Annotated in this window: 15 protein-coding genes, 1 tRNA gene and 1 pseudogene; 8 read left to right on the forward strand and 9 right to left on the reverse strand. The window is 69.3% G+C overall.

The features are described from left to right. Window positions 1-124: 124 nt before the first annotated feature. From CYQ11_RS15295 to dnaA, 9 genes are all read right to left on the reverse strand, one after another. Window positions 125-198 (reverse strand) — tRNA-Ile (locus CYQ11_RS15295). A gap of 72 nt (window positions 199-270) precedes the next feature. Then, on the reverse strand, window positions 271-1,077 hold the full coding sequence (locus CYQ11_RS15300) for a DUF3566 domain-containing protein (RefSeq protein WP_398780016.1): 807 nt from the start codon (window positions 1,075-1,077) through the stop codon (window positions 271-273). A 3-nt stretch (window positions 1,078-1,080) separates the two neighbouring features. After that, window positions 1,081-3,711, reverse strand: a complete 2,631-nt coding sequence (gene gyrA, locus CYQ11_RS15305) for a DNA gyrase subunit A (RefSeq protein WP_099199978.1) — start codon at window positions 3,709-3,711, stop codon at window positions 1,081-1,083. 49 nt (window positions 3,712-3,760) lie between these two features. Then, window positions 3,761-5,806, reverse strand: a complete 2,046-nt coding sequence (gene gyrB / locus CYQ11_RS15310; protein WP_099199977.1) for a DNA topoisomerase (ATP-hydrolyzing) subunit B — start codon at window positions 5,804-5,806, stop codon at window positions 3,761-3,763. Window positions 5,807-6,139: 333 nt separating this feature from the next. Further along, window positions 6,140-6,673, reverse strand: a complete 534-nt coding sequence (locus CYQ11_RS15315) for a DciA family protein (RefSeq protein ID WP_099199976.1) — start codon at window positions 6,671-6,673, stop codon at window positions 6,140-6,142. Continuing rightward, window positions 6,670-7,794, reverse strand: coding sequence for a DNA replication/repair protein RecF (gene recF / locus CYQ11_RS15320; protein WP_099199975.1), 1,125 nt, complete (start codon window positions 7,792-7,794; stop codon window positions 6,670-6,672). Before recF ends, CYQ11_RS15315 begins: the two co-directional genes overlap by 4 nt. Before the next feature lie 35 nt (window positions 7,795-7,829). Next, window positions 7,830-8,708, reverse strand: coding sequence for a phosphogluconate dehydrogenase (NAD(+)-dependent, decarboxylating) (gene gnd / locus CYQ11_RS15325; protein ID WP_099199974.1), 879 nt, complete (start codon window positions 8,706-8,708; stop codon window positions 7,830-7,832). Between the two features lie 271 nt (window positions 8,709-8,979). After that, the gene (gene dnaN / locus CYQ11_RS15330) at window positions 8,980-10,110 is read right to left on the reverse strand and encodes a DNA polymerase III subunit beta (RefSeq protein WP_099199973.1); all 1,131 of its coding nucleotides are present in this window, start codon (window positions 10,108-10,110) and stop codon (window positions 8,980-8,982) included. A gap of 1,029 nt (window positions 10,111-11,139) precedes the next feature. After that, a complete protein-coding gene (gene dnaA, locus CYQ11_RS15340; RefSeq protein ID WP_099199972.1) occupies window positions 11,140-12,957 on the reverse strand; it encodes a chromosomal replication initiator protein DnaA in 1,818 nt (605 codons plus the stop codon). A 426-nt stretch (window positions 12,958-13,383) separates the two neighbouring features. On the opposite strand from dnaA, the gene rpmH reads away from it, so the two are divergent. The 8 genes and pseudogenes from rpmH to CYQ11_RS15380 all read left to right on the forward strand — a co-directional run bounded on the left by rpmH (window position 13,384) and on the right by CYQ11_RS15380 (window position 19,252). After that, the gene (gene rpmH / locus CYQ11_RS15345; protein WP_003949374.1) at window positions 13,384-13,521 is read left to right on the forward strand and encodes a 50S ribosomal protein L34; all 138 of its coding nucleotides are present in this window, start codon (window positions 13,384-13,386) and stop codon (window positions 13,519-13,521) included. 25 nt (window positions 13,522-13,546) lie between these two features. Next, a pseudogene (gene rnpA, locus CYQ11_RS15350) lies at window positions 13,547-13,915 on the forward strand (ribonuclease P protein component); the annotation flags it as partial. A gap of 56 nt (window positions 13,916-13,971) precedes the next feature. Then, the gene (gene yidD / locus CYQ11_RS15355; RefSeq protein WP_099199970.1) at window positions 13,972-14,289 is read left to right on the forward strand and encodes a membrane protein insertion efficiency factor YidD; all 318 of its coding nucleotides are present in this window, start codon (window positions 13,972-13,974) and stop codon (window positions 14,287-14,289) included. Window positions 14,290-14,292: 3 nt separating this feature from the next. Continuing rightward, on the forward strand, window positions 14,293-15,384 hold the full coding sequence (gene yidC / locus CYQ11_RS15360) for a membrane protein insertase YidC (RefSeq protein ID WP_099199969.1): 1,092 nt from the start codon (window positions 14,293-14,295) through the stop codon (window positions 15,382-15,384). 14 nt (window positions 15,385-15,398) lie between these two features. Beyond that, window positions 15,399-15,917: a Jag family protein gene (locus CYQ11_RS15365; protein WP_240003456.1), complete on the forward strand. Its 519-nt coding sequence runs from the start codon at window positions 15,399-15,401 to the stop codon at window positions 15,915-15,917. Window positions 15,918-16,068: 151 nt separating this feature from the next. Beyond that, on the forward strand, window positions 16,069-16,785 hold the full coding sequence (rsmG, locus tag CYQ11_RS15370; RefSeq protein WP_099199967.1) for a 16S rRNA (guanine(527)-N(7))-methyltransferase RsmG: 717 nt from the start codon (window positions 16,069-16,071) through the stop codon (window positions 16,783-16,785). Window positions 16,786-17,063: 278 nt separating this feature from the next. After that, window positions 17,064-18,113 (forward strand): ParA family protein, encoded by a 1,050-nt coding sequence (locus CYQ11_RS15375; RefSeq protein ID WP_099199966.1) that lies wholly within the window; start codon window positions 17,064-17,066, stop codon window positions 18,111-18,113. Next, on the forward strand, window positions 18,110-19,252 hold the full coding sequence (locus CYQ11_RS15380; protein ID WP_099199965.1) for a ParB/RepB/Spo0J family partition protein: 1,143 nt from the start codon (window positions 18,110-18,112) through the stop codon (window positions 19,250-19,252). The genes CYQ11_RS15375 and CYQ11_RS15380 overlap by 4 nt, the downstream gene beginning before the upstream one ends. The last annotated feature ends 146 nt before the right edge of the window (window positions 19,253-19,398 follow it).

Raw genomic sequence — 19,398 nt, forward strand, 5'->3', positions numbered from 1 at the left:
TGATACACACCGACCGATACCGATCGGTGACCTGGATCCGTTCCCGACGCCGGGGGCCGGCACCGCCCGAACTCCCAAAAGCGATCGGCCCGGACGGAGAATTCCGTCCGGGCCGATCGTGCGGTGGGGCTAACAGGACTTGAACCTGTGGCCTCTTCCTTATCAGGGAAGCGCTCTAACCGTCTGAGCTATAGCCCCGCGCGACACCGAAAGATTAGCGCACTTGGGGCCCAGTCCCAAAATCGTCCGGGCCCCGCGCCGGCGGCGCCGCTATTCGTCCTCGGCGAGGGTCAGCTCCACGCCGCCCACGAAGCCCGCGGAGAGGTTGTAGACGAAGGCCCCGAGCGTCGCCAGGGCGGTCGCCAGCACCACGTCGATGACCGCGATGACCGAGGTGCACAGCAGGACGTTCGGCAGCGACAGGAAGGACTCCAGGTCGAAGCCGCCGCCCTCGGAGGCCGTGGCGTCGCTGATGGTCCCGCCGACGGCCGAGAAGACGCCCATGGCGTCCAGCACGCCCCACAGCACGGTCGCGGCCACGATCGTGCAGACGCCCAGCGCGAGCGAGAGCAGGAAGCTGACCTTCATCACCGACCACGGGTCGGCCTTGGCCACCCGCAGCCGGGCCTTGCGCGTGCGCGGGGCCGTACGGGCCGCCGCGGGACGCGGCCGGCGGTCGTCCACGGGGCCGCCCTGGGCGCCCACACGGGCCTCCTTGACGGCCTTGGCGGTCTTGCCGGCCTTGGCGGGCTTACCGCTCTTGGCCGGACGGGCCTCCCCCGAGTCGTCGTCGCCCTCGGCACGCGCCGATCCGGAATCCGCATCGGAACGCTCCGCCGGAGGCTCGTACGCCTTCGGTGGGTGGTAGGGCTGCGGACCTCGGGTTTCCGTCATGCTGCTCCCCCTGCCTGCGGACGTGGTGCCACTGCCCCGGGAGCCGGCACCGCTCTCGTCGGCGGTGCCGGCCGAGTCGTCGGTGGCCGGGCCACGGGTACCTGTCTTGTCGGCGGCGGGCCGGGCGGAAGACCGCCGCTTGGCACCCGCACCGCCGGCGGCGGTGCCCGTGGCTCGACTCACGACTTACTCCTCGGTGTGCTCGGCCGGGGGCAGCTCGCCCTCGGCCACCTCGGCCACGTCGCCCTCGGCGGTGTCCGCCAACTCCTCGACACCCTCAGCCTCGCGACCGGCCTCGGCGTTCCGTGCGATGCCCACGACGGCATCGCGCTTGCCCAGGTTGATCAATTGGACGCCCATGGTGTCACGCCCGGTTTCCCTGACCTCGTTGACCCGCGTCCGGATCACACCGCCGCCGAGCGTGATGGCGAGGATCTCGTCGAGCTCCTCGACCACCAGGGCACCGACCAGCGATCCACGATCCTCCACGATCTTGGCGGCCTTGATACCGAGGCCGCCGCGACCCTGGACGCGGTACTCGTCGACGTTCGTGCGCTTCGCGTACCCACCGTCGGTGGCGGTGAAGACGAACGTACCGGGACGGACCACGTTCATCGAGAGCAGCTCGTCACCCTCGCGGAAGCTCATGCCCTTGACACCGGACGTGGCCCGGCCCATGGGACGGAGGGCGTCATCCGATGCGGTGAAGCGGATGGACTGGGCCTTCTTGCTGATCAGCAGCAGGTCGTCGTCCGCGGAGACCAGCTCCGCGCCGATCAGCTCGTCCTCGCCGCCGCTCTCCGTCTCGCGGAGGTTGATGGCGATGACGCCGCCCGAGCGGGGCGAGTCGTAGTCCTTGAGCGGGGTCTTCTTCACCAGGCCGGACTTCGTGGCCAGCACCAGGTAGGGAGCCGCCTCGTAGTCGCGGACCGCGAGGATCTCGGCGATCTTCTCGTCCGGCTGGAAGGCCAGCAGGTTGGCCACGTGCTGGCCGCGGGCGTCCCGGCCGGCGTCGGGCAGCTCGTACGCCTTGGCGCGGTAGACCCGGCCCTTGTTGGTGAAGAACAGCAGCCAGTGGTGCGTGGTGGAGACGAAGAAGTGGTCGACGATGTCGTCCTGCTTCAGCTTCGTGCCCCGCACGCCCTTGCCGCCGCGCTTCTGTGAGCGGTAGTCCTCGGTCTTGGTGCGCTTGACGTAGCCACCGTTGGTGATGGTGACGACGATGTCCTCCTCGGCGATGAGGTCCTCGATGGACATGTCACCGTCGAAGGGGATCAGCTGGGAGCGCCGGTCGTCGCCGAACTTGTCGACGATCGCCGCCAGCTCCTCGCTGATGATCAGGCGCTGCCGCTCGGGCGAGGCGAGGATGGCGTTGTACTCGTTGATCTTCGCCTGGAGCTCGTCGTGCTCGGCGGTGATCTTCTGGTGCTCCAGGGCCGCCAGGCGGCGGAGCTGCATCTCCAGGATCGCGTTGGCCTGGATCTCGTCGATCTGCAGCAGGCCCATCAGGCCCTCGCGGGCGACGTCGACGGTGTCGCTGCGCCGGATCAGCGCGATGACCTCGTCGATGGCGTTGAGCGCCTTGAGCAGACCGCGCAGGATGTGGGCGCGCTCCTCGGCCTTGCGCAGCCGGAAGCGGGTGCGCCGGACGATGACCTCTACCTGGTGGGTGACCCAGTTGCGGATGAAGGCGTCCAGCGACAGGGTGCGCGGCACGCCGTCCACCAGCGCCAGCATGTTGGCGCCGAAGTTCGTCTGGAGGTCCGTGTGCTTGTAGAGGTTGTTGAGGACGACCTTGGCGACCGCGTCCCGCTTGAGGACAATCACCAGGCGCTGGCCCGTGCGCGAGGAGGTCTCGTCGCGCACGTCGGCGATGCCGCCGATCTTGCCGTCCTTGACCAGGTCGGCAATCTTCTGGGCGAGGTTGTCCGGGTTGACCTGGTAGGGCAGCTCGGTGACCACCAGGCACTGGCGGTTCTGGATCTCCTCGACCTCGACCACGGCGCGCATGGTGATCGAGCCGCGGCCGGTGCGGTAGGCCTCCTCGATGCCCTTGCGGCCCACCACGAGGGCGCCGGTCGGGAAGTCGGGGCCCTTGATCCGCTCCATGAGCGCTTCGAGGAGCTCCTCGGGCGTCGCCTCCGGGTTGGCCAGGTACCACTGGGCACCCTCGGCCACCTCGCGCAGGTTGTGCGGCGGGATGTTGGTGGCCATGCCGACCGCGATGCCCGCCGAACCGTTGATCAGCAGGTTCGGGAAGCGGGCCGGCAGGACCGTCGGCTCCTGGTTGCGGCCGTCGTAGTTGTCCTGGAAGTCGACGGTCTCCTCGTCGATGTCCCGGAGCATCTCCATGGACAGCGGCATCATCTTGCACTCGGTGTACCGCATGGCGGCGGCCGGGTCGTTGCCCGGAGAACCGAAGTTGCCGTTGGAGTCCACCAGCGGCATCCGCATCGCCCAGGGCTGGGCGAGACGGACGAGGGCGTCGTAGATGGAGGCGTCGCCGTGCGGGTGGTACGTACCCATGACGTCACCGACGACGCGGGCGCACTTGTAGAAGCCCTTCTCGGGGCGGTAGCCGCCGTCGTACATCGCGTAGAGCACGCGGCGGTGCACCGGCTTGAGGCCGTCGCGGACGTCGGGCAGCGCACGCGAGACGATGACGGACATCGCGTAGTCGAGGTACGAGCGCTGCATCTCGGTCTCGAGCCCGACGGGCTCGACGCGCATGCCGACACCCTCCAGCGGGGCGGGCGCGCCCTCGGGGGTCACCTCGGGCACGGGGGTGGTGGGGGTCTCAGGCGTTTCGTCGGCCATTGCTGTTCAAAGTCCTTTCGCGCTGCGGCTGTTTCCGTGGCCGACAGGCTCAGATGTCGAGGAAGCGGACGTCCTTGGCGTTGCGCTGGATGAAGGAGCGCCGGGCCTCGACGTCCTCACCCATGAGCACCGAGAACAGGTCGTCCGCCTGCGCGGCGTCGTCCAGGGTGACCTGGCCGAGCACGCGGTGGTCGACGTCCATCGTGGTGACGCGCAGCTCCTCGGCGTTCATCTCACCGAGACCCTTGAAGCGCTGGACCGAGTCGTCCTTGATCCGCTTGCCGTTCTCCCGGCCGAGCTGGATCAGGGCGTCGCGCTCGCGGTCGGAGTAGGCGTACTCGAAGTCGTCCCGGCCCCACTTGATCTTGTACAGCGGGGGACGGGAGAGATAGACGTGCCCGGCCTCGACCAGCGGCCGCATAAAGCGGAAGAGGAAGGTGAGCAGCAGGGTGTTGATGTGCTGACCGTCGACGTCGGCGTCCGCCATCAGGATGATCTTGTGATAGCGGAGCTTCGCGATGTCGAAGTCCTCGTGCACACCGGTGCCGAAGGCGGAGATCAGCGCCTGGACCTCGGTGTTCTGCAAGATCTTGTCGACGCGCGCCTTCTCGACGTTGAGGATCTTGCCTCGGATCGGGAGGATCGCCTGGTACTGCGGGTTCCGGCCGGACTTGGCCGAGCCGCCGGCGGAGTCACCCTCGACGATGAAGATCTCGCACTTGGTCGGGTCGTTCGACTGGCAGTCGCTGAGCTTGCCCGGCAGCGACGCCGTCTCCAGCAGGCCCTTGCGGCGGGTCAGGTCGCGCGCCTTGCGGGCGGCCACGCGGGCGGTCGCCGCCTGGATGCCCTTGCGGATGATGTCCGCGGCCTCGTTGGGGTTGCGGTCCAGCCAGTCCGTGAGGTGCTCGTGGACGACCTTCTGGACGAAGGTCTTGGCCTCGGTGTTGCCCAGCTTCGTCTTCGTCTGACCCTCGAACTGCGGCTCGCCGAGCTTGACGGAGATGATCGCGGTCAGACCCTCGCGGATGTCCTCACCCGTGAGGTTGTCGTCCTTCTCGCGGAGCAGCTTCTTGTCGCGGGCGTAACGATTGATCAGACCCGTCAGCGCGGCGCGGAAGCCCTCTTCGTGGGTGCCGCCCTCATGGGTGTGGATCGTGTTGGCGAAGCTGTAGACGCCCTCGCTGTACTGGCTGTTCCACTGCATCGCGATCTCGACCGAGAGCATGCGCTCCTTGTCCTCGGCCTCGATGTCGATCACGGTGGGGTGGATCAGCTCGCCCTTGCGCGAGTTGAGGTACGTCACGAAGTCGACGATGCCGCCCTCGTAGTGGTACTCCACCGACAGCGGCTTGCCCTCTTCGTCGACGTGGTCGGCGCGGAGGTCCATCAGCGAGATGCGCAGGCCCTTGTTGAGGAAGGCCATCTCCTGGAAGCGCCGCGAGAGCGTCTCGAAGGAGTACTCGGTGGTCTCGAAGATGTCGCCGTCGGCCCAGAAGGTGACCGAGGTGCCGGTCTCGTCGGTCGCCTCGTTCTTCTGCAGCGGGGCGGTCGGGACGCCGAGCTTGTAGTCCTGGGTCCAGCGGAAGCCGTCGGTCTTGACCTCGACGGCGACGCGCGTGGACAGCGCGTTCACGACGGAGACGCCCACGCCGTGCAGACCGCCGGAGACGGCGTAGCCGCCGCCGCCGAACTTGCCGCCCGCGTGCAGCACGGTGAGGACGACCTCGACGGCGGGCTTGCCCTCGGAGGGCACGATGCCGACCGGGATGCCACGGCCGTTGTCGACGACGCGCACGCCGCCGTCGGGCAGGATCGTCACGTCGATGGTGTCGGCGTGGCCGGCCATGGCCTCGTCGACGGAGTTGTCCACGACCTCCTGGACGAGGTGGTGGAGACCGCGCTCGCCGGTGGAGCCGATGTACATGCCGGGCCGCTTGCGGACCGCGTCCAGGCCCTCCAGAACGGTGATCGCACTGGCGTCGTACGACGTCTCGCCGACAGCCGCGCCGGTCACGGCGTCCGCTGTCTGGGAGGGGGTGGTGTTCTCGTTGGGGTTGCCGGAATCGGCCACGAAGCGCCCTTTCTGGCACAGCACAGGCCTTCCCTGCTGCGGCGGGGGTTTCCGGGGCAGGCAGGAGGCTGCGTCGTTCAGCGGTTGTCCACGAGTCCCGCGATCCGGCGGGATTACTACCAGTGTACCGGTGGCGCTGACATGAATGGGGGTTTGGCGGTGCCTGAGTCCGCATGTGCCGCCCTGAACCGGCATCAGCCGACTCCCTATATGCGGACCGGGCCTCCAAGAGGCTCACAGCGGCACTCAGCGCTTCCGACTGTCAACCACCCGCAACCGTGAGCGCAGTCTCAGGCCGTACCGGGTGTCCCAGCCGTCACCGGGCCGTGGGCCTCGGGCGGATCCGCACCCGCCGGCTCACCCGTAGGTGTCGCCCGGCCCCGTGCTGCCGGGCGCCCGCAGGGAGCCGTACCGGCGCCCCGGACCGCCCGGGCCCAGCACCTTGATCACCTTGACGGCGCCCTGGCCCAGGTCGTCGTTGAGCCGGGCCACCAGCTGGGGTGCGAGCAGCCGCAGCTGCGTCGCCCAGGCCGTCGAGTCGCACTGCACCGTGAGCACCCGGGCGTCCTCGTCGTACTTCTGCGGAACGCAGTGCAGCGCCACCTCGGGCCCCACCATCTGCGGCCAGCGGCCCATCACCCCGCCCACCGCCGCCGGCCGCTCCCAGCCGCGCTCGGTGATCAGACGGTTGATCGCCGCGCCCAGCGGCAGCGGATCACGGCCGTCGGCGCGCGCGCCGGACCGCAGACCGCCGCCGCGGCGCGCCTGCTTCTTCTGCTGGGCGGCGTTGCCGCGCGCCCGCGCCTGCTCCTTGGCGGCGCGCAGCGCCACCCGGGCGAGGTCCACTCCGGAGGGCTCGGGGGGCTTGGGGGCGGGGGAGGGCTCGTTCACACGCGCTCGACCGTGCCTTCCGCGACCGCGTACCGGGCCCCCGACAGCACGCCCGGGACGTCGTCGTCCACCGCGGCCGTCACGAGCACCTGCTCGCCGTCCGCGACCATCTCCGCCAGGCGCTCGCGGCGCCGGGCGTCCAGCTCCGCGAAGACGTCGTCGAGCACCAGCACCGGCTCGTTGCCCTCCGAGCGCAGCACCTCGTAGGACGCCAGGCGGAGCGCCAGCGCGTACGACCAGGACTCCCCGTGGCTGGCGTAGCCCTTGGCCGGCAGCTCGCCGAGCCGCAGGACCAGGTCGTCGCGGTGCGGGCCGACCAGGGTCACGCCGCGCTCGATCTCCTGCTTGCGGGCCTCCCCCAGTGCGGCGAGCAGCGCTTCCTGGAGCTCCTCGCGCGCGTGCAGGCCGGCGATGGAGGCCGGGCCCTTGTAGTCGAAACAGACCGGCCCGCCGCCCGGGGCCAGCGCCTCGTACGCCTTGTCGGCGAGCGGGCGCAGCGTGGCGATCAGGTCCAGGCGCCGGGCCAGCAGCTCGGCACCGACACCGGCCAGGTGCTGGTCCCAGATGTCGAGGGTGGACAGGTCCATGCCCCGGCCGCCGTGACGGCGCGCCATCGCGGCGGACTTCAGCAGGGTGTTGCGCTGCTTGAGGACGCGCTCGTAGTCGGAGCGGACGCCCGCCATGCGGGGCGAGCGCGCGGTGATCAGCTCGTCGAGGAAGCGGCGGCGCTCGCCCGGGTCGCCCTTGACCAGCGCCAGGTCTTCCGGGGCGAAGAGGACCGTACGGACGATGCCGAGCACGTCACGCGGTCTGACCTGGGACGACCGGTTGATCCGCGCGCGGTTGGCCCGGCCGGGGTTCAGCTCCAGCTCGACCAGCTGCTGCCGCTCCCCCTGGGCCACGGCGGCGCGGATGACCGCCCGCTCGGCGCCCATCCGGACCAGGGGCGCGTCGGAGGAGACCCGGTGGCTGCCGAGGGTGGCCAGATAGCCGACCGCCTCGACGAGGTTCGTCTTGCCCTGGCCGTTGGGGCCGACGAAGGCCGTCACGCCCGGGTCGAGCGGAACCTCGGCCCGGGCGTACGAGCGGAAGTCGGCCAGCGAAAGATGCGTCACATGCATGGGTGGCGAGCCGACCTCCCCCGGCTACTCGGGTGTTACTTCTTGCTCTCGACCGCGTGGCCGCCGAACTGGTTGCGCAGCGCCGCGATCATCTTCATCTGCGGGGAGTCCTCCTGGCGCGAGGAGAAGCGCGCGAAGAGGGACGCCGTGATCGCGGGAAGCGGCACGGCGTTGTCGATCGCGGCCTCGACGGTCCAGCGGCCCTCGCCCGAGTCGGCGGCGAAGCCCCGCAGCTTGTCCAGGTGCTCGTCCTCGTCCAGCGCGTTGACGGCCAGGTCGAGCAGCCAGGAGCGGATGACCGTGCCCTCCTGCCAGGAGCGGAAGATCTCGCGCACGTCGGTGACGGACTCGACCTTCTCCAGCAGCTCCCAGCCCTCGGCGTAGGCCTGCATCATCGCGTACTCGATGCCGTTGTGGACCATCTTGGCGAAGTGGCCGGCGCCGACCTTGCCCGCGTGCACCGAACCGAAGTCGCCCTCCGGCTTGAGCGCGTCGAAGACCGGCTGGACCTTCGCCACGTTCTCGGCGTCGCCGCCGTACATCAGGGCGTAGCCGTTCTCCAGGCCCCAGACACCGCCGGAGACACCGCAGTCGACGAAGCCGATGCCCTTGGCCGCCAGCTCCTCGGCGTGCTTCTCGTCGTCCGTCCAACGGGAGTTCCCGCCGTCGACGACGATGTCACCGGGCGACAGCAGCTCGCCGAGCTCGTCGATGGTGGACTGGGTGGCCGCGCCGGCCGGGACCATGACCCACACGACGCGGGGACCCTGGAGGGAATCCACAAGCTCCTGGAGGCTGTGGACATCCGCCAGGTCGGGGTTGCGGTCGTATCCGATGACGGTGTGGCCTGCGCGGCGGATGCGCTCGCGCATGTTGCCGCCCATCTTGCCGAGACCGACGAGACCGAGCTCCATGGGTGATCCTCTATGCCTTGATTTCGGGTTCGTACCTGGATCCGAGCCTACGCCCGGGGGCCTGTGCACACCTGTGGGGACGGGGCGCTCAAAGGATGAGCGCCTCGCGCACGCCCGCGTGGATCAGCCGGCGTCCCCGGGGACGGCCGACGGCGGGTGCTCGCCGCCCTGGGGCACGTCTGCCCGCGCGGAGCACGGGCATGCCGCGCCTTCCGGGGGACGGCGTTCGCGTTCCCAGCCGACGGCCCGCGGGCACAGCCCACGTGGCACGTCAGCCCGACAGGCGCACCGGCATGATCAGGTACTTGTAGGCGTCGTCGGCTTCCGCGTCCACCGCGGGCTTGCCGCTGAGCAGCGCCGGCTTCGTGGACGTGGTGAAGGACAGCTGCGCCACCGGCGAGTCGATCGCCGACAGGCCTTCGAGCAGGAAGCCCGGGTTGAACGCGATCGAGATGTCGTCGCCGTCGAGCTTGGCGTCGACCCTTTCCACAGCCTGTGCGTCGTCGCTGGAACCGGCCTCGAGGATCAGCACGCCCTGCTCGAAGCTGAGCCGCACCGGGGTGTTGCGCTCGGCGACCAGAGCGACGCGCTTGACGGCCTCGACGAAGGGGGCGGTCTCGATCACGGCGGCGGAGTTGAACTCGGTCGGGAAGAGCGTCCGGTACTTCGGCAGGTCGCCCTCGAGCAGGCGCGTGGTCGTACGACGCCCGGCGCCCTCGAAGCCGATCAGGCCCTCGCCCGCGCCGGAGCCGCTGAGCGCCAGCGAGACCGTGTCGCCGCCGCTGAGCGACTTGGCGGTGTCCAGCAGGGTCTTGGCGGGCACCAGGGCGACGGCGGAGGTGTCCGGGGTCTCCGGCTTCCACATGAACTCGCGGACGGCGAAGCGGTAACGGTCGGTGGAGGCGAGGGTGACGGTGTCGCCCTCGATCTCGATCCGTACGCCCGTGAGGACGGGGAGCGTGTCGTCACGGCCGGCGGCGATGGCCACCTGGGCGACGGCCGAGGCGAAGACCTCGCCGGGGACGGTGCCCGTCGCGGTCGGCATCTGCGGCAGGGCCGGGTATTCCTCCACAGGCAGGGTGTGGAGTGTGAATCGGGAGGAGCCGCAGACCACGGTGACGCGCACACCGTCGGTGGAGATCTCCACAGGCCTGTTGGGAAGTGCGCGGCAGATGTCGGCGAGGAGCCGGCCGGAGACGAGGACGGTGCCGTCCTCCTCCACGTCCGCCTCGACGGAGACGCGGGCGGAGACCTCGTAGTCGAAGCCGGAGAGGCTCAGGGTGCCGTCCTCCGCCTTCAGCAGCAGGCCCGCGAGGACCGGCACCGGCGGACGGGCCGGGAGGCTGCGGGCCGCCCAGGCCACTGCCTCCGCGAGTACATCGCGCTCCACCCGGATCTTCACCGGAACCGCCTCCTGCTTGTTGCTGGCTCGCCCTGCTGGCTTCTTCGTCGGCTGAGTTGCCGGAGACCAGTCTGACGCACGCCGCTGACAGTCGGTGCGGCTGGCGGTCAAGTCGTGGTCCGGGGCGTGGCGCGGCCCGAGGCCGAGTTGTGCACAGGACCCACTTCGAAACGAGTTCCCCGCTAGATCTCTGTGGTCGTAGTAGTAGGGGCTGTGGAAACCGTGGAAAACTGCCTTTGCCCAGGTCAGGCTGGATTTTTTGTCCACCGGGCCTGTGGGTGGCGGCAGTGGAAAACCGGGGTGGTCTGTGGAGCGCGGAAAGTTCTGCACACCCGGTGCACAGGGAGGGCCGACTTCTCCCCAGGGCCGTCCCCAGGTTTACCCACGTTGCCCACAGCTGAACCCGGCAGCTTGGTGTGATGCCTTTCACTCGGTGCGGTGAGCTCGGGCGTTTCGTTGCCGAACAGTGGACAGGGATGTGGAAAGGCTGTGTATAACACCGGTCCTCCTGTGGGTGGCCGGTGGACAACGTCCGGGGGTGTTGGGGGCGGGTGGGCCGTCCACAGGCTGTGGAACCCCGTCGACCACAAATCCACACCCCCCTGACCTCTGCTGATGGCATATCAACAGCCTGGTCTGTGGACACCGTCTGGATAACTTCCGGGGTCCCCAGGGTGTGGACGGCGACTTCGGCCCGAATCTGTGGAGAACCCGCAGCTCAGAGCCCATATTCGAACAGGCTGGGGGCGGCTGGGGACAAGCCGGTGGCTCCGGCGGCGTGCTGAACGCCTCCCGAAGGACCCTTGAAGCCCTCCTGAAGCCCTCCTGAAGCTCGTCCAGACCCCGTCCAGACCCCGTCCCGGGACGCGTCCCGGCCCCCGCCTGACTCCCCCGGACCCCTTCCGGAGGCGGCCGGGGAACGACGAAGGGCGCTCCGGGAAACGTCCCGGAGCGCCCTACGCGGGTCTCCACAGGCTCTGCGGCTTCTCTGCCGGCCGGCGGTCAGCCGGCCGGCCATCAGCCGCCCTGTCAGCCGTTCTTGATGCGGTTGGTCAGCTCGGTGACCTGGTTGTAGATCGAGCGCCGCTCGGCCATCAGCGCGCGGATCTTGCGGTCCGCGTGCATCACGGTCGTGTGGTCGCGGCCGCCGAACTGCGCCCCGATCTTGGGCAGCGAGAGGTCGGTCAGCTCGCGGCACAGGTACATGGCGATCTGCCGGGCCGTCACCAGCACGCGGCTGCGCGAGGCCCCGCAGAGGTCCTCGACCGTGTGTCCGAAGTAATCGGCGGTGGCCGCCATGATGGCGGGCGCGGTGATCTCCGGGGAGGCGTCCTCGCCACCCGGGATCAGGTCCTTGAGGACGATCTCGGTGAGGCCGAGGTCCACCGGCTGCCGGTTCAGGCTCGCGAAGGCGGTGACGCGGATCAGCGCCCCCTCCAGCTCGCGGATGTTGCGCGAGATGCGGGAGGCGATGAACTCCAGGACCTCCGGCGGGGCGTTGAGCTGCTCCTGGACCGCCTTCTTCCGGAGGATCGCGATCCGGGTCTCCAGCTCCGGCGGCTGCACGTCCGTGATCAGACCCCACTCGAAGCGGTTCCGCAGCCGGTCCTCCAGGGTCACCAGCTGCTTGGGCGGCCGGTCCGAGGACAACACGATCTGCTTGTTCGCGTTGTGCAGGGTGTTGAAGGTGTGGAAGAACTCCTCCTGCGTCGACTCCTTGCTCGCCAGGAACTGGATGTCGTCGACGAGCAGGATGTCCATGTCGCGGTAGCGCTTGCGGAACGCGTCCGCCTTGCCGTCGCGGATCGAGTTGATGAACTCGTTCGTGAACTCCTCGGAGCTCACGTAGCGCACGCGCGTACCCGGGTAGAGGTTGCGGGCGTAGTGCCCGATGGCGTGCAGCAGGTGGGTCTTGCCGAGCCCGGACTCCCCGTAGATGAACAGCGGGTTGTAGGCCTTGGCCGGCGCCTCGGCGACCGCCACCGCGGCCGCGTGGGCGAAGCGGTTGGACGCGCCGATGACGAAGGTGTCGAAGAGGTACTTGGGGTTCAGACGTGCCGTCGGCTCGCCCGAGCCCGGTGTGGTGCCGCCACTGCCGCTGCCGCTGCTCCCGGACGCCGGGCCGCCACCCGACCGCGAGCCTCCGCGGGCGGGCGGCTCGGGCAGGTCGCGGCGCTGCTGCTGCTCGTACGGCAGGCGCTCGGGACGCTCCTGGGAGCGGTAGTCCGGCTGCTGCTGCTCGTACTGCGAGGCGTACGGGTCGTGCTCGGGTTCGGCAAAGGACCCGAGGCGCGGCTGCTGCCAGCCGTAGTCGCCGCGGTCCGGCGCGGGCGGGCCCGAGGGCGCCGAGTGCCGGGGCCAGGCGCCCGGCTCGGAGCGCGGCGGCTGGTAGTCCGGGTAGGCGGGACGTACGGCCGGCAGCTCGTCACCGCCGGCGGGGCGGCCGTAGCTCTCACGGCCCTCGTAGCCGCGGCCCTCATAGCCCTCGTACGTGTCACGCGCGTCACGGCCCTGGCCCCCCGTGTGGGGGTGCGGCGGGCGGTTCTCCTGGGGCTGGGGCGCCGGCGGCTCGCCGGCGGAGTCGTCCACCGTGATCGCGATCCGGATGGGGCGGCCGCACTCCCGGCTGAGCGTCTCGCTGACGACCGGCGCGAGGCGGCCCTCGAGCACGCCCTTGGCGAACTCGTTCGGCACGGCCAGCAGCGCGGTGTCGGCGACCAGGGCCAGGGGCTGGCAGCGCCTGATCCAGTGTTCGTCCTTGCTCTCCACGCCGCCGCGCCCCTCACCGAGGAGCTGTTCGAGCACGCGCGGCCACACTGCGGCAAGATCGGCGGGCAGGTCAGCCACAGGGCACGCTCTCTCAGTCACGGGGGGTGCCCCGGAGTCCCACGAATGTGTGGTTCTCGGGACGGGCGGGAAGGATTCGGAGTTCAGCCACGGTAGTCAGGGCGAGGCGCGCGGTTCAAGTCGTTGTCCACAGGGTGTGTACAAATGTGCCATGGGGCGTGCCTTGGCGTCCTCCCGGGGCCCGGGAGGCTACGGTGTATGCCGGGTGCGCTGCCGGTTTGACCGGATGGCGTAGCGGCGCGTACCGTGACCAGGTCGAGTTGTCGATGGCTGCTGCCGCCTGCCTCCGATGGGCAAAGATCACGACCTATCCGGGATCGTGGTCATGAAGCGGTGCACTTGGGCGTATTGCGAGTCTCCTCGTGGGCGCACGGTGACAGCCAGGCGATGTCCCGCCATCACACGATTCATTTCTGGAGTCCCCGAGTGAGCAAGCGCACCTTCCAGCCGAACAACCGCCGCCGCGCGAAGACCCACGGCTTCCGCCTGCGCATGCGTACCCGTGCCGGCCGCGCGATCCTCGCGTCCCGCCGTGGCAAGGGTCGCGCCCGCCTGTCGGCCTGACCAGCTAGACGTCAAGGTCCATGACGTGCTGCCTTCCGAGTCTCGGCTGAGGCGGCGCGAGGACTTCGCGACCGCGGTTCGCCGAGGACGCCGGGCTGGCCGCCCGCTCCTCGTCGTCCACCTACGCAGCGGTAACACGGACCCGCACACACCTGGGGGAAACGCCCCCCAGGTGCGTGCGGGTTTCGTCGTGAGCAAGGCCGTCGGGGGGGCGGTGGTCCGCAATCGCGTCAAGCGCCGGCTGCGCCACCTCGTGCGTGACCGGCTGGATCAGCTGCCCGCCGGTAGCCTGGTGGTGGTGCGAGCCCTGCCAGGCGCGGGCGAGGCGGACCACGATCAGTTGGCCCGTGACCTCGACACCGCACTGCAGCGGCTGCTGGGAGGGGCGCCGCGAAGCAATCCCCCGGGGGGTGCCCCCCGGAATCCCGGTCACCCGGGAGGGAGCGCACAGTGAAGTACCCGCTGCTGTGGTTGATCAAGCTCTACCAGTGGACCGTCAGCCCGCTGCTGGGCCCGGTCTGCAAGTACTACCCGTCGTGCTCGCACTATGGCTATACAGCCATCGACGTGCACGGCGCGGTCAAGGGAACGGTACTGACGGCCTGGCGCATCCTGCGCTGCAACCCGTGGTCGCTCGGTGGCGTCGACCACGTCCCTCCCCGGAAGCGTCCGGTCTGGCACCAGCGGCTGAGGAGCCGACTGGGTGGAAACCCCGTCCCGGGGTCCGCCGCACAGCCCGAGACTCAGCCCAACGCCCAAGGAGCCTGATTCGTGGACACGATCCTCGGTCCTCTCTATGACGCTGTTTCCTGGATCATCGTCCAGTTCCACTCGTTCTACAGCCTGATCTTCAACAAGGACAGTGGCGCGGCGTGGGGTCTGTCCATCGTCTCGCTGGTGGTGCTGATCCGGATCTGCCTGATCCCGCTCTTCGTGAAGCAGATCAAGGCGACGCGGAACATGCAGGCGCTCCAGCCCAAGATGAAGGCGATCCAGGAGCGCTACAAGAGCGACAAGCAGCGCCAGTCCGAAGAGATGATGAAGCTCTACAAGGAGTCGGGCACCAACCCGCTCTCGAGCTGCCTCCCGATTCTGGCCCAGTCGCCGTTCTTCATCTCGCTGTACCAGGTCCTGAACAAGGTCGCCGGCGGCCACGAGGTCGGCTTCCTGGACCAGGACCTCGTCAACAGCGCCCGCAAGGCGCACATCTTCGGTGCCCCGATCGCGTCGAAGTTCATGGACAGCGCGAGCAAGGTCGAGTCCCTCGGCTCCACGCTGACCGACGTCCGCGTCGTCACGATCATCATGATCGTCCTGATGTCGCTGTCGCAGTTCTACACGCAGCGCCAGCTGATGACGAAGAACGTCGACCTCACGGTGAAGACGCCGTTCATGCAGCAGCAGAAGATGCTGATGTACGTCTTCCCGATCATGTTCGCCGTCTTCGGCATCAACTTCCCCGTCGGTGTCCTGGTCTACTGGCTGACCACCAACGTGTGGACCCTGGGCCAGCAGATGTTCGTCATCCGCCGTAACCCCACCCCCGGCAGCCTCGCCTTCAAGGAGCGCCAGGAGCGTCTGCGCGCCAAGGGCAAGCTGAAGGAGGACCCGGCCGAGGCCGAGGCCAAGAAGGTCGCCGAGGCGGCGCGTGCGGCCCGTCAGCAGCCCAAGCGGCAGCCCAAGGCCAAGCGGTCCACCGCGGGCCAGCCCCCGCGGTCCACGGCTGGTTCCGAGAAGAAGACCACGCTGGAGAAGCAGGAGCCGGACGAGGACAAGCCCCGGCAGGCCGGTGGTTCCTCCCGCGCCAAGTCCGGGCAGCGCAAGGGCGGCCCGCAGCGACCCAAGCACCCGTCCAAGAAGTGATGAAGGAGTCCACTGTGACGGACACGCAGCGTCAGACCGAGGTCGCCGCCGAGGGCACCGACACCCTGACCCGCCTGGAGCAGGAGGGTGAGATCGCGGCCGACTACCTCGAGGGGCTGCTGGACATCGCAGACCTCGACGGCGACATCGACATGGACGTCGAGGCCGACCGCGCTTCGGTGTCGATCATCAGCGACTCCACCAGCCGCGACCTGCAGAAGCTGGTGGGCCGTGACGGCGAGGTCCTGGAGGCGCTCCAGGAGCTGACCCGCCTCGCGGTGAACCGGGAGACCGGCGACCGCAGCCGGCTGATGCTCGACATCGCGGGCTTCCGGGCGCGCAAGCGCCAGGAGCTGGCCGGGCTGGGTGCGCAGGCCGCCGAGGAGGCCAAGAGCACCGGTCAGCCGGTCAAGCTGGACCCGATGACCCCCTTCGAGCGCAAGGTCGTCCACGACGCGGTGGCCGCCGCCGGTCTGCGGAGCGAGTCCGAGGGCGAGGAGCCCCAGCGCCGAGTGGTCGTTCTCCCCGCCTGACCCTGTCCCACTTCCAGGTGTGTACGGCCCCGTCTGCTCGCAGGCGGGGCCGATCCTTGTCAGGGTGATATTCAGACTCTGACCCGTGCTGTAACTGCTTTAGACGCTTTTCAGACGTTTCGGACAATGTTGTACGGAAGGACGGTTCCCCGTGGAAGAGGCAGCGGAGCTCCCCCCGGCGCCCCCGGCGGCACGGGCGGTATTCGGTGACCGCTTTCCGGAGGCCGTCCGCTATGCGGAGCTGCTCGCGGACGCGGGCGTCAAGCGCGGTCTGATCGGCCCCCGTGAGGTCCCCCGGCTCTGGGAACGGCACCTGCTGAACTGTGCGGTCCTCTCGGAGGCCGTGCCGGACGGTGTCTCCGTGTGTGACGTGGGCTCCGGCGCGGGCCTGCCGGGCATCCCCCTGGCCCTGGTCCGTCCCGACCTCCAGATCACCCTGCTGGAGCCGCTGCTGCGGCGCACCACGTTCCTCCAGGAGGTCGTGGAGCTGCTGGGCCTGGACCATGTCACAGTGGTGCGCGGACGCGCCGAGGAGATGCTCGGCAAGATCGAGCCGGTGCACGTGGTCACCGCGCGGGCCGTGGCCCCGCTCGACCGCCTGGCCGGCTGGGGCGTGCCGCTGCTGCGGCCGTACGGCGAGATGCTGGCGCTCAAGGGTGACACCGCCGAGGAAGAGCTCAAGAGCGCCCGTGGTGCCCTGAGCAAGCTCGGTGTCGTCAGGACGTCGGTGCTCCAGGTGGGTGAGGGCGTCGTGGACCCGTTGTCCACAGTCGTGCGGGTCGAGGTCGGGGAGAGCCCCGGCGGCGTGCGCTTCGCGGCCAAGCGGGCGAAGGCGGCCCGAGCCAGCCGTTCGCGTCGGCGCCGCTGAGCCTTTCGCGGGACGCCGGCCCCTCGGTAATGCTCCATACAAGCTGGCAAAACTACCCATAACGGAGTGTCGTGGCGGGGTAGCGGCGTGTGCCATGCATCGTGTTTCACGTGAAACGTCGCTCCCTGCTGCATGGAATCATCGGTCGCGGTCGCGCGGCCGCGGCTGCCGCTGCCGTGCCGGGTGGCCGTCCCCCGGCCGAGAAAGCGGATTCATCCACAGGCTCGCGGGATTCATCCACAGGAGAACGGGCCTCGCTGGTTCACGACCCCGAAAGCATGGCAGGCTCTGTCCATCGCGAGCCTGATGTCGAGGAGAGTGAATCCTTGCGGTCCGACGCCAATACCGCGGGGCCGATGACCGACCCGGTCCCCGGCCCCCGCCCCTCCGACTCCCAGCCGGTGGCCGTGCCCGGTCCTCTGTCCTCGGGGGAGGTCGTTTCACGTGAAACGCCGCCTCCGATGCCACGACCCGAGCAGACCCGGGTGATGGTCGTCGCCAACCAGAAGGGCGGCGTGGGCAAGACCACGACCACCGTGAACCTGGCGGCCTCCCTGGCTCTGCACGGCAACCGTGTGCTGGTCATCGACCTCGACCCGCAGGGCAATGCCTCGACGGCTCTGGGCATCGACCACCACGCCGAGGTGCCGTCCATCTACGACGTCCTCGTCGACAACAGGAAGCTCTCCGACGTCGTGCAGCCGGTCACCGACGTGGAAGGGCTCTTCTGCGCCCCCGCCACGATCGACCTCGCGGGCGCCGAGATCGAGCTGGTCTCCCTCGTGGCTCGGGAAAGCCGTCTGGACCGGGCGATCAAGGCCTATGAGCAGCCGCTGGACTACATCCTCATCGACTGCCCGCCCTCCCTCGGTCTGCTGACGGTCAACGCCCTGGTCGCCGGTGCCGAGGTGCTGATCCCGATCCAGTGCGAGTACTACGCCCTGGAGGGCCTGGGGCAGCTGCTGCGCAACGTCGAGCTGGTCCGGGGACATCTGAACCCCAAGCTGCATGTGTCGACGATCCTGCTGACGATGTACGACGGGCGGACGCGGCTCGCCTCACAGGTGGCCGACGAGGTGCGCAGCCACTTCGGTCAGGAGGTGCTGAGGACGAGCATCCCGCGCTCGGTCCGGATCTCCGAGGCGCCCAGTTACGGGCAGACAGTTCTTACCTATGACCCGGGTTCCAGTGGCGCACTGTCCTATCTGGAAGCCGCCCGGGAAATCGCACTACGGGGGGTCGGTGTGCACTACGACGGCACCAGGGCCCACACCGTGGGCCATCAGCAACAGCAAGACCAGCACAGCATGGCGGAGGGGCTGCAGTGAGTGAGCGACGTAGAGGACTGGGCCGGGGGCTCGGTGCGCTGATCCCGCCGGCCCCCAAGGGGTCGGACCAGAGCGGACCGGCGGTGCTGCCCGGCACGACGTCCCCTACCGCGATGCCGGTGCTGACGGCGGAGCGCGGAGTGGCCGCGGCCAAGGTCACCACGCTTCCCCTGGAGGAAGCCCGTGCTTCCCGGGAGACCGGCTCTCACGATGCCGTTTCACGTGAAACGGATGGCAAGGCTGACGTCCGCCCCGAGGAGACGCGGTCCCTGGGCGAGGCCGCCGGGGCTCACTTCGCCGAGCTTCCCCTGGACTCGATCACGCCCAATCCCCGTCAGCCCCGTGAGGTCTTCGACGAGGACGCCCTCGCCGAGCTGGTCACCTCCATCCGTGAGGTCGGGCTTCTTCAGCCCGTCGTCGTGCGTCAGCTGGCACCGGAGCGCTATGAGCTGATCATGGGCGAGCGCCGGTGGCGGGCCTGCCGTGAGGCCGGTCTGGAGAGGATTCCCTCCATCGTCCGGGCGACCGACGACGAGAAGCTTCTGCTCGACGCGCTGCTGGAGAACCTCCACCGTGCCCAGCTGAACCCCCTCGAAGAAGCCGCTGCCTACGACCAGCTGCTCAAGGACTTCAACTGCACGCATGACGAGCTTGCGGACCGCATCGGGCGCTCGCGGCCTCAGGTCTCCAATACGCTGCGGCTGCTGAAGCTGTCGCCCGCCGTCCAGCGCCGCGTCGCCGCCGGGGTGCTGTCCGCCGGCCATGCGCGGGCCCTGCTCTCCGTCGACGACTCGGAGGAGCAGGATCGCCTCGCCCACCGCATCGTGGCCGAGGGGCTCTCGGTGCGTGCCGTGGAGGAGATCGTCACCCTGATGGGGTCGCGCCCCAAGGCCGCGGGCAAGGCCAAGGGGCCCCGGGCCGGCGCCCGGATCTCCCCGGCGCTGTCCGACCTGGCCTCGCGGCTGTCGGACCGGTTCGAGACCAGGGTGAAGGTCGACCTCGGTCAGAAGAAGGGGAAGATCGTCGTTGAGTTCGCCTCGATGGACGACCTTGAGCGGATCCTGACCACGCTGGCCCCCGGTGAGGGGCGGGTGCTGGAGCAGAAGCTCTCCGCCGAGGACGAGGGCGACGCCGAGTAGGACCTCGGCCGAGCAGGTCTCGCCGTCCGTCATCTTTGACTCGGGGCGGGTTGTGTTTCACGTGAAACCTTCCGTGGAACACAACCCGCCCTTTGCCTTGTCGCGCTGTCGACGTAAGAGGCCTGCGGATACGATGCGTTGAGGTA

This window comes from Streptomyces cinnamoneus, from assembly GCF_002939475.1.
GTDB classification, from domain to species: domain Bacteria; phylum Actinomycetota; class Actinomycetes; order Streptomycetales; family Streptomycetaceae; genus Streptomyces; species Streptomyces cinnamoneus_A.

What these genes read in the sequence shown, in the direction of transcription:
- gnd (WP_099199974.1), bottom strand. Translation starts at nt 8,708, where the DNA reads ATGGAGCTCGGTCTCGTCGGTCTCGGCAAGATGGGCGGCAACATGCGC.
- CYQ11_RS15375 (WP_099199966.1), top strand. Translation starts at nt 17,064, where the DNA reads ATGGCAGGCTCTGTCCATCGCGAGCCTGATGTCGAGGAGAGTGAATCC.
- gyrA (WP_099199978.1), bottom strand. Translation starts at nt 3,711, where the DNA reads ATGGCCGACGAAACGCCTGAGACCCCCACCACCCCCGTGCCCGAGGTG.
- recF (WP_099199975.1), bottom strand. Translation starts at nt 7,794, where the DNA reads ATGCATGTGACGCATCTTTCGCTGGCCGACTTCCGCTCGTACGCCCGG.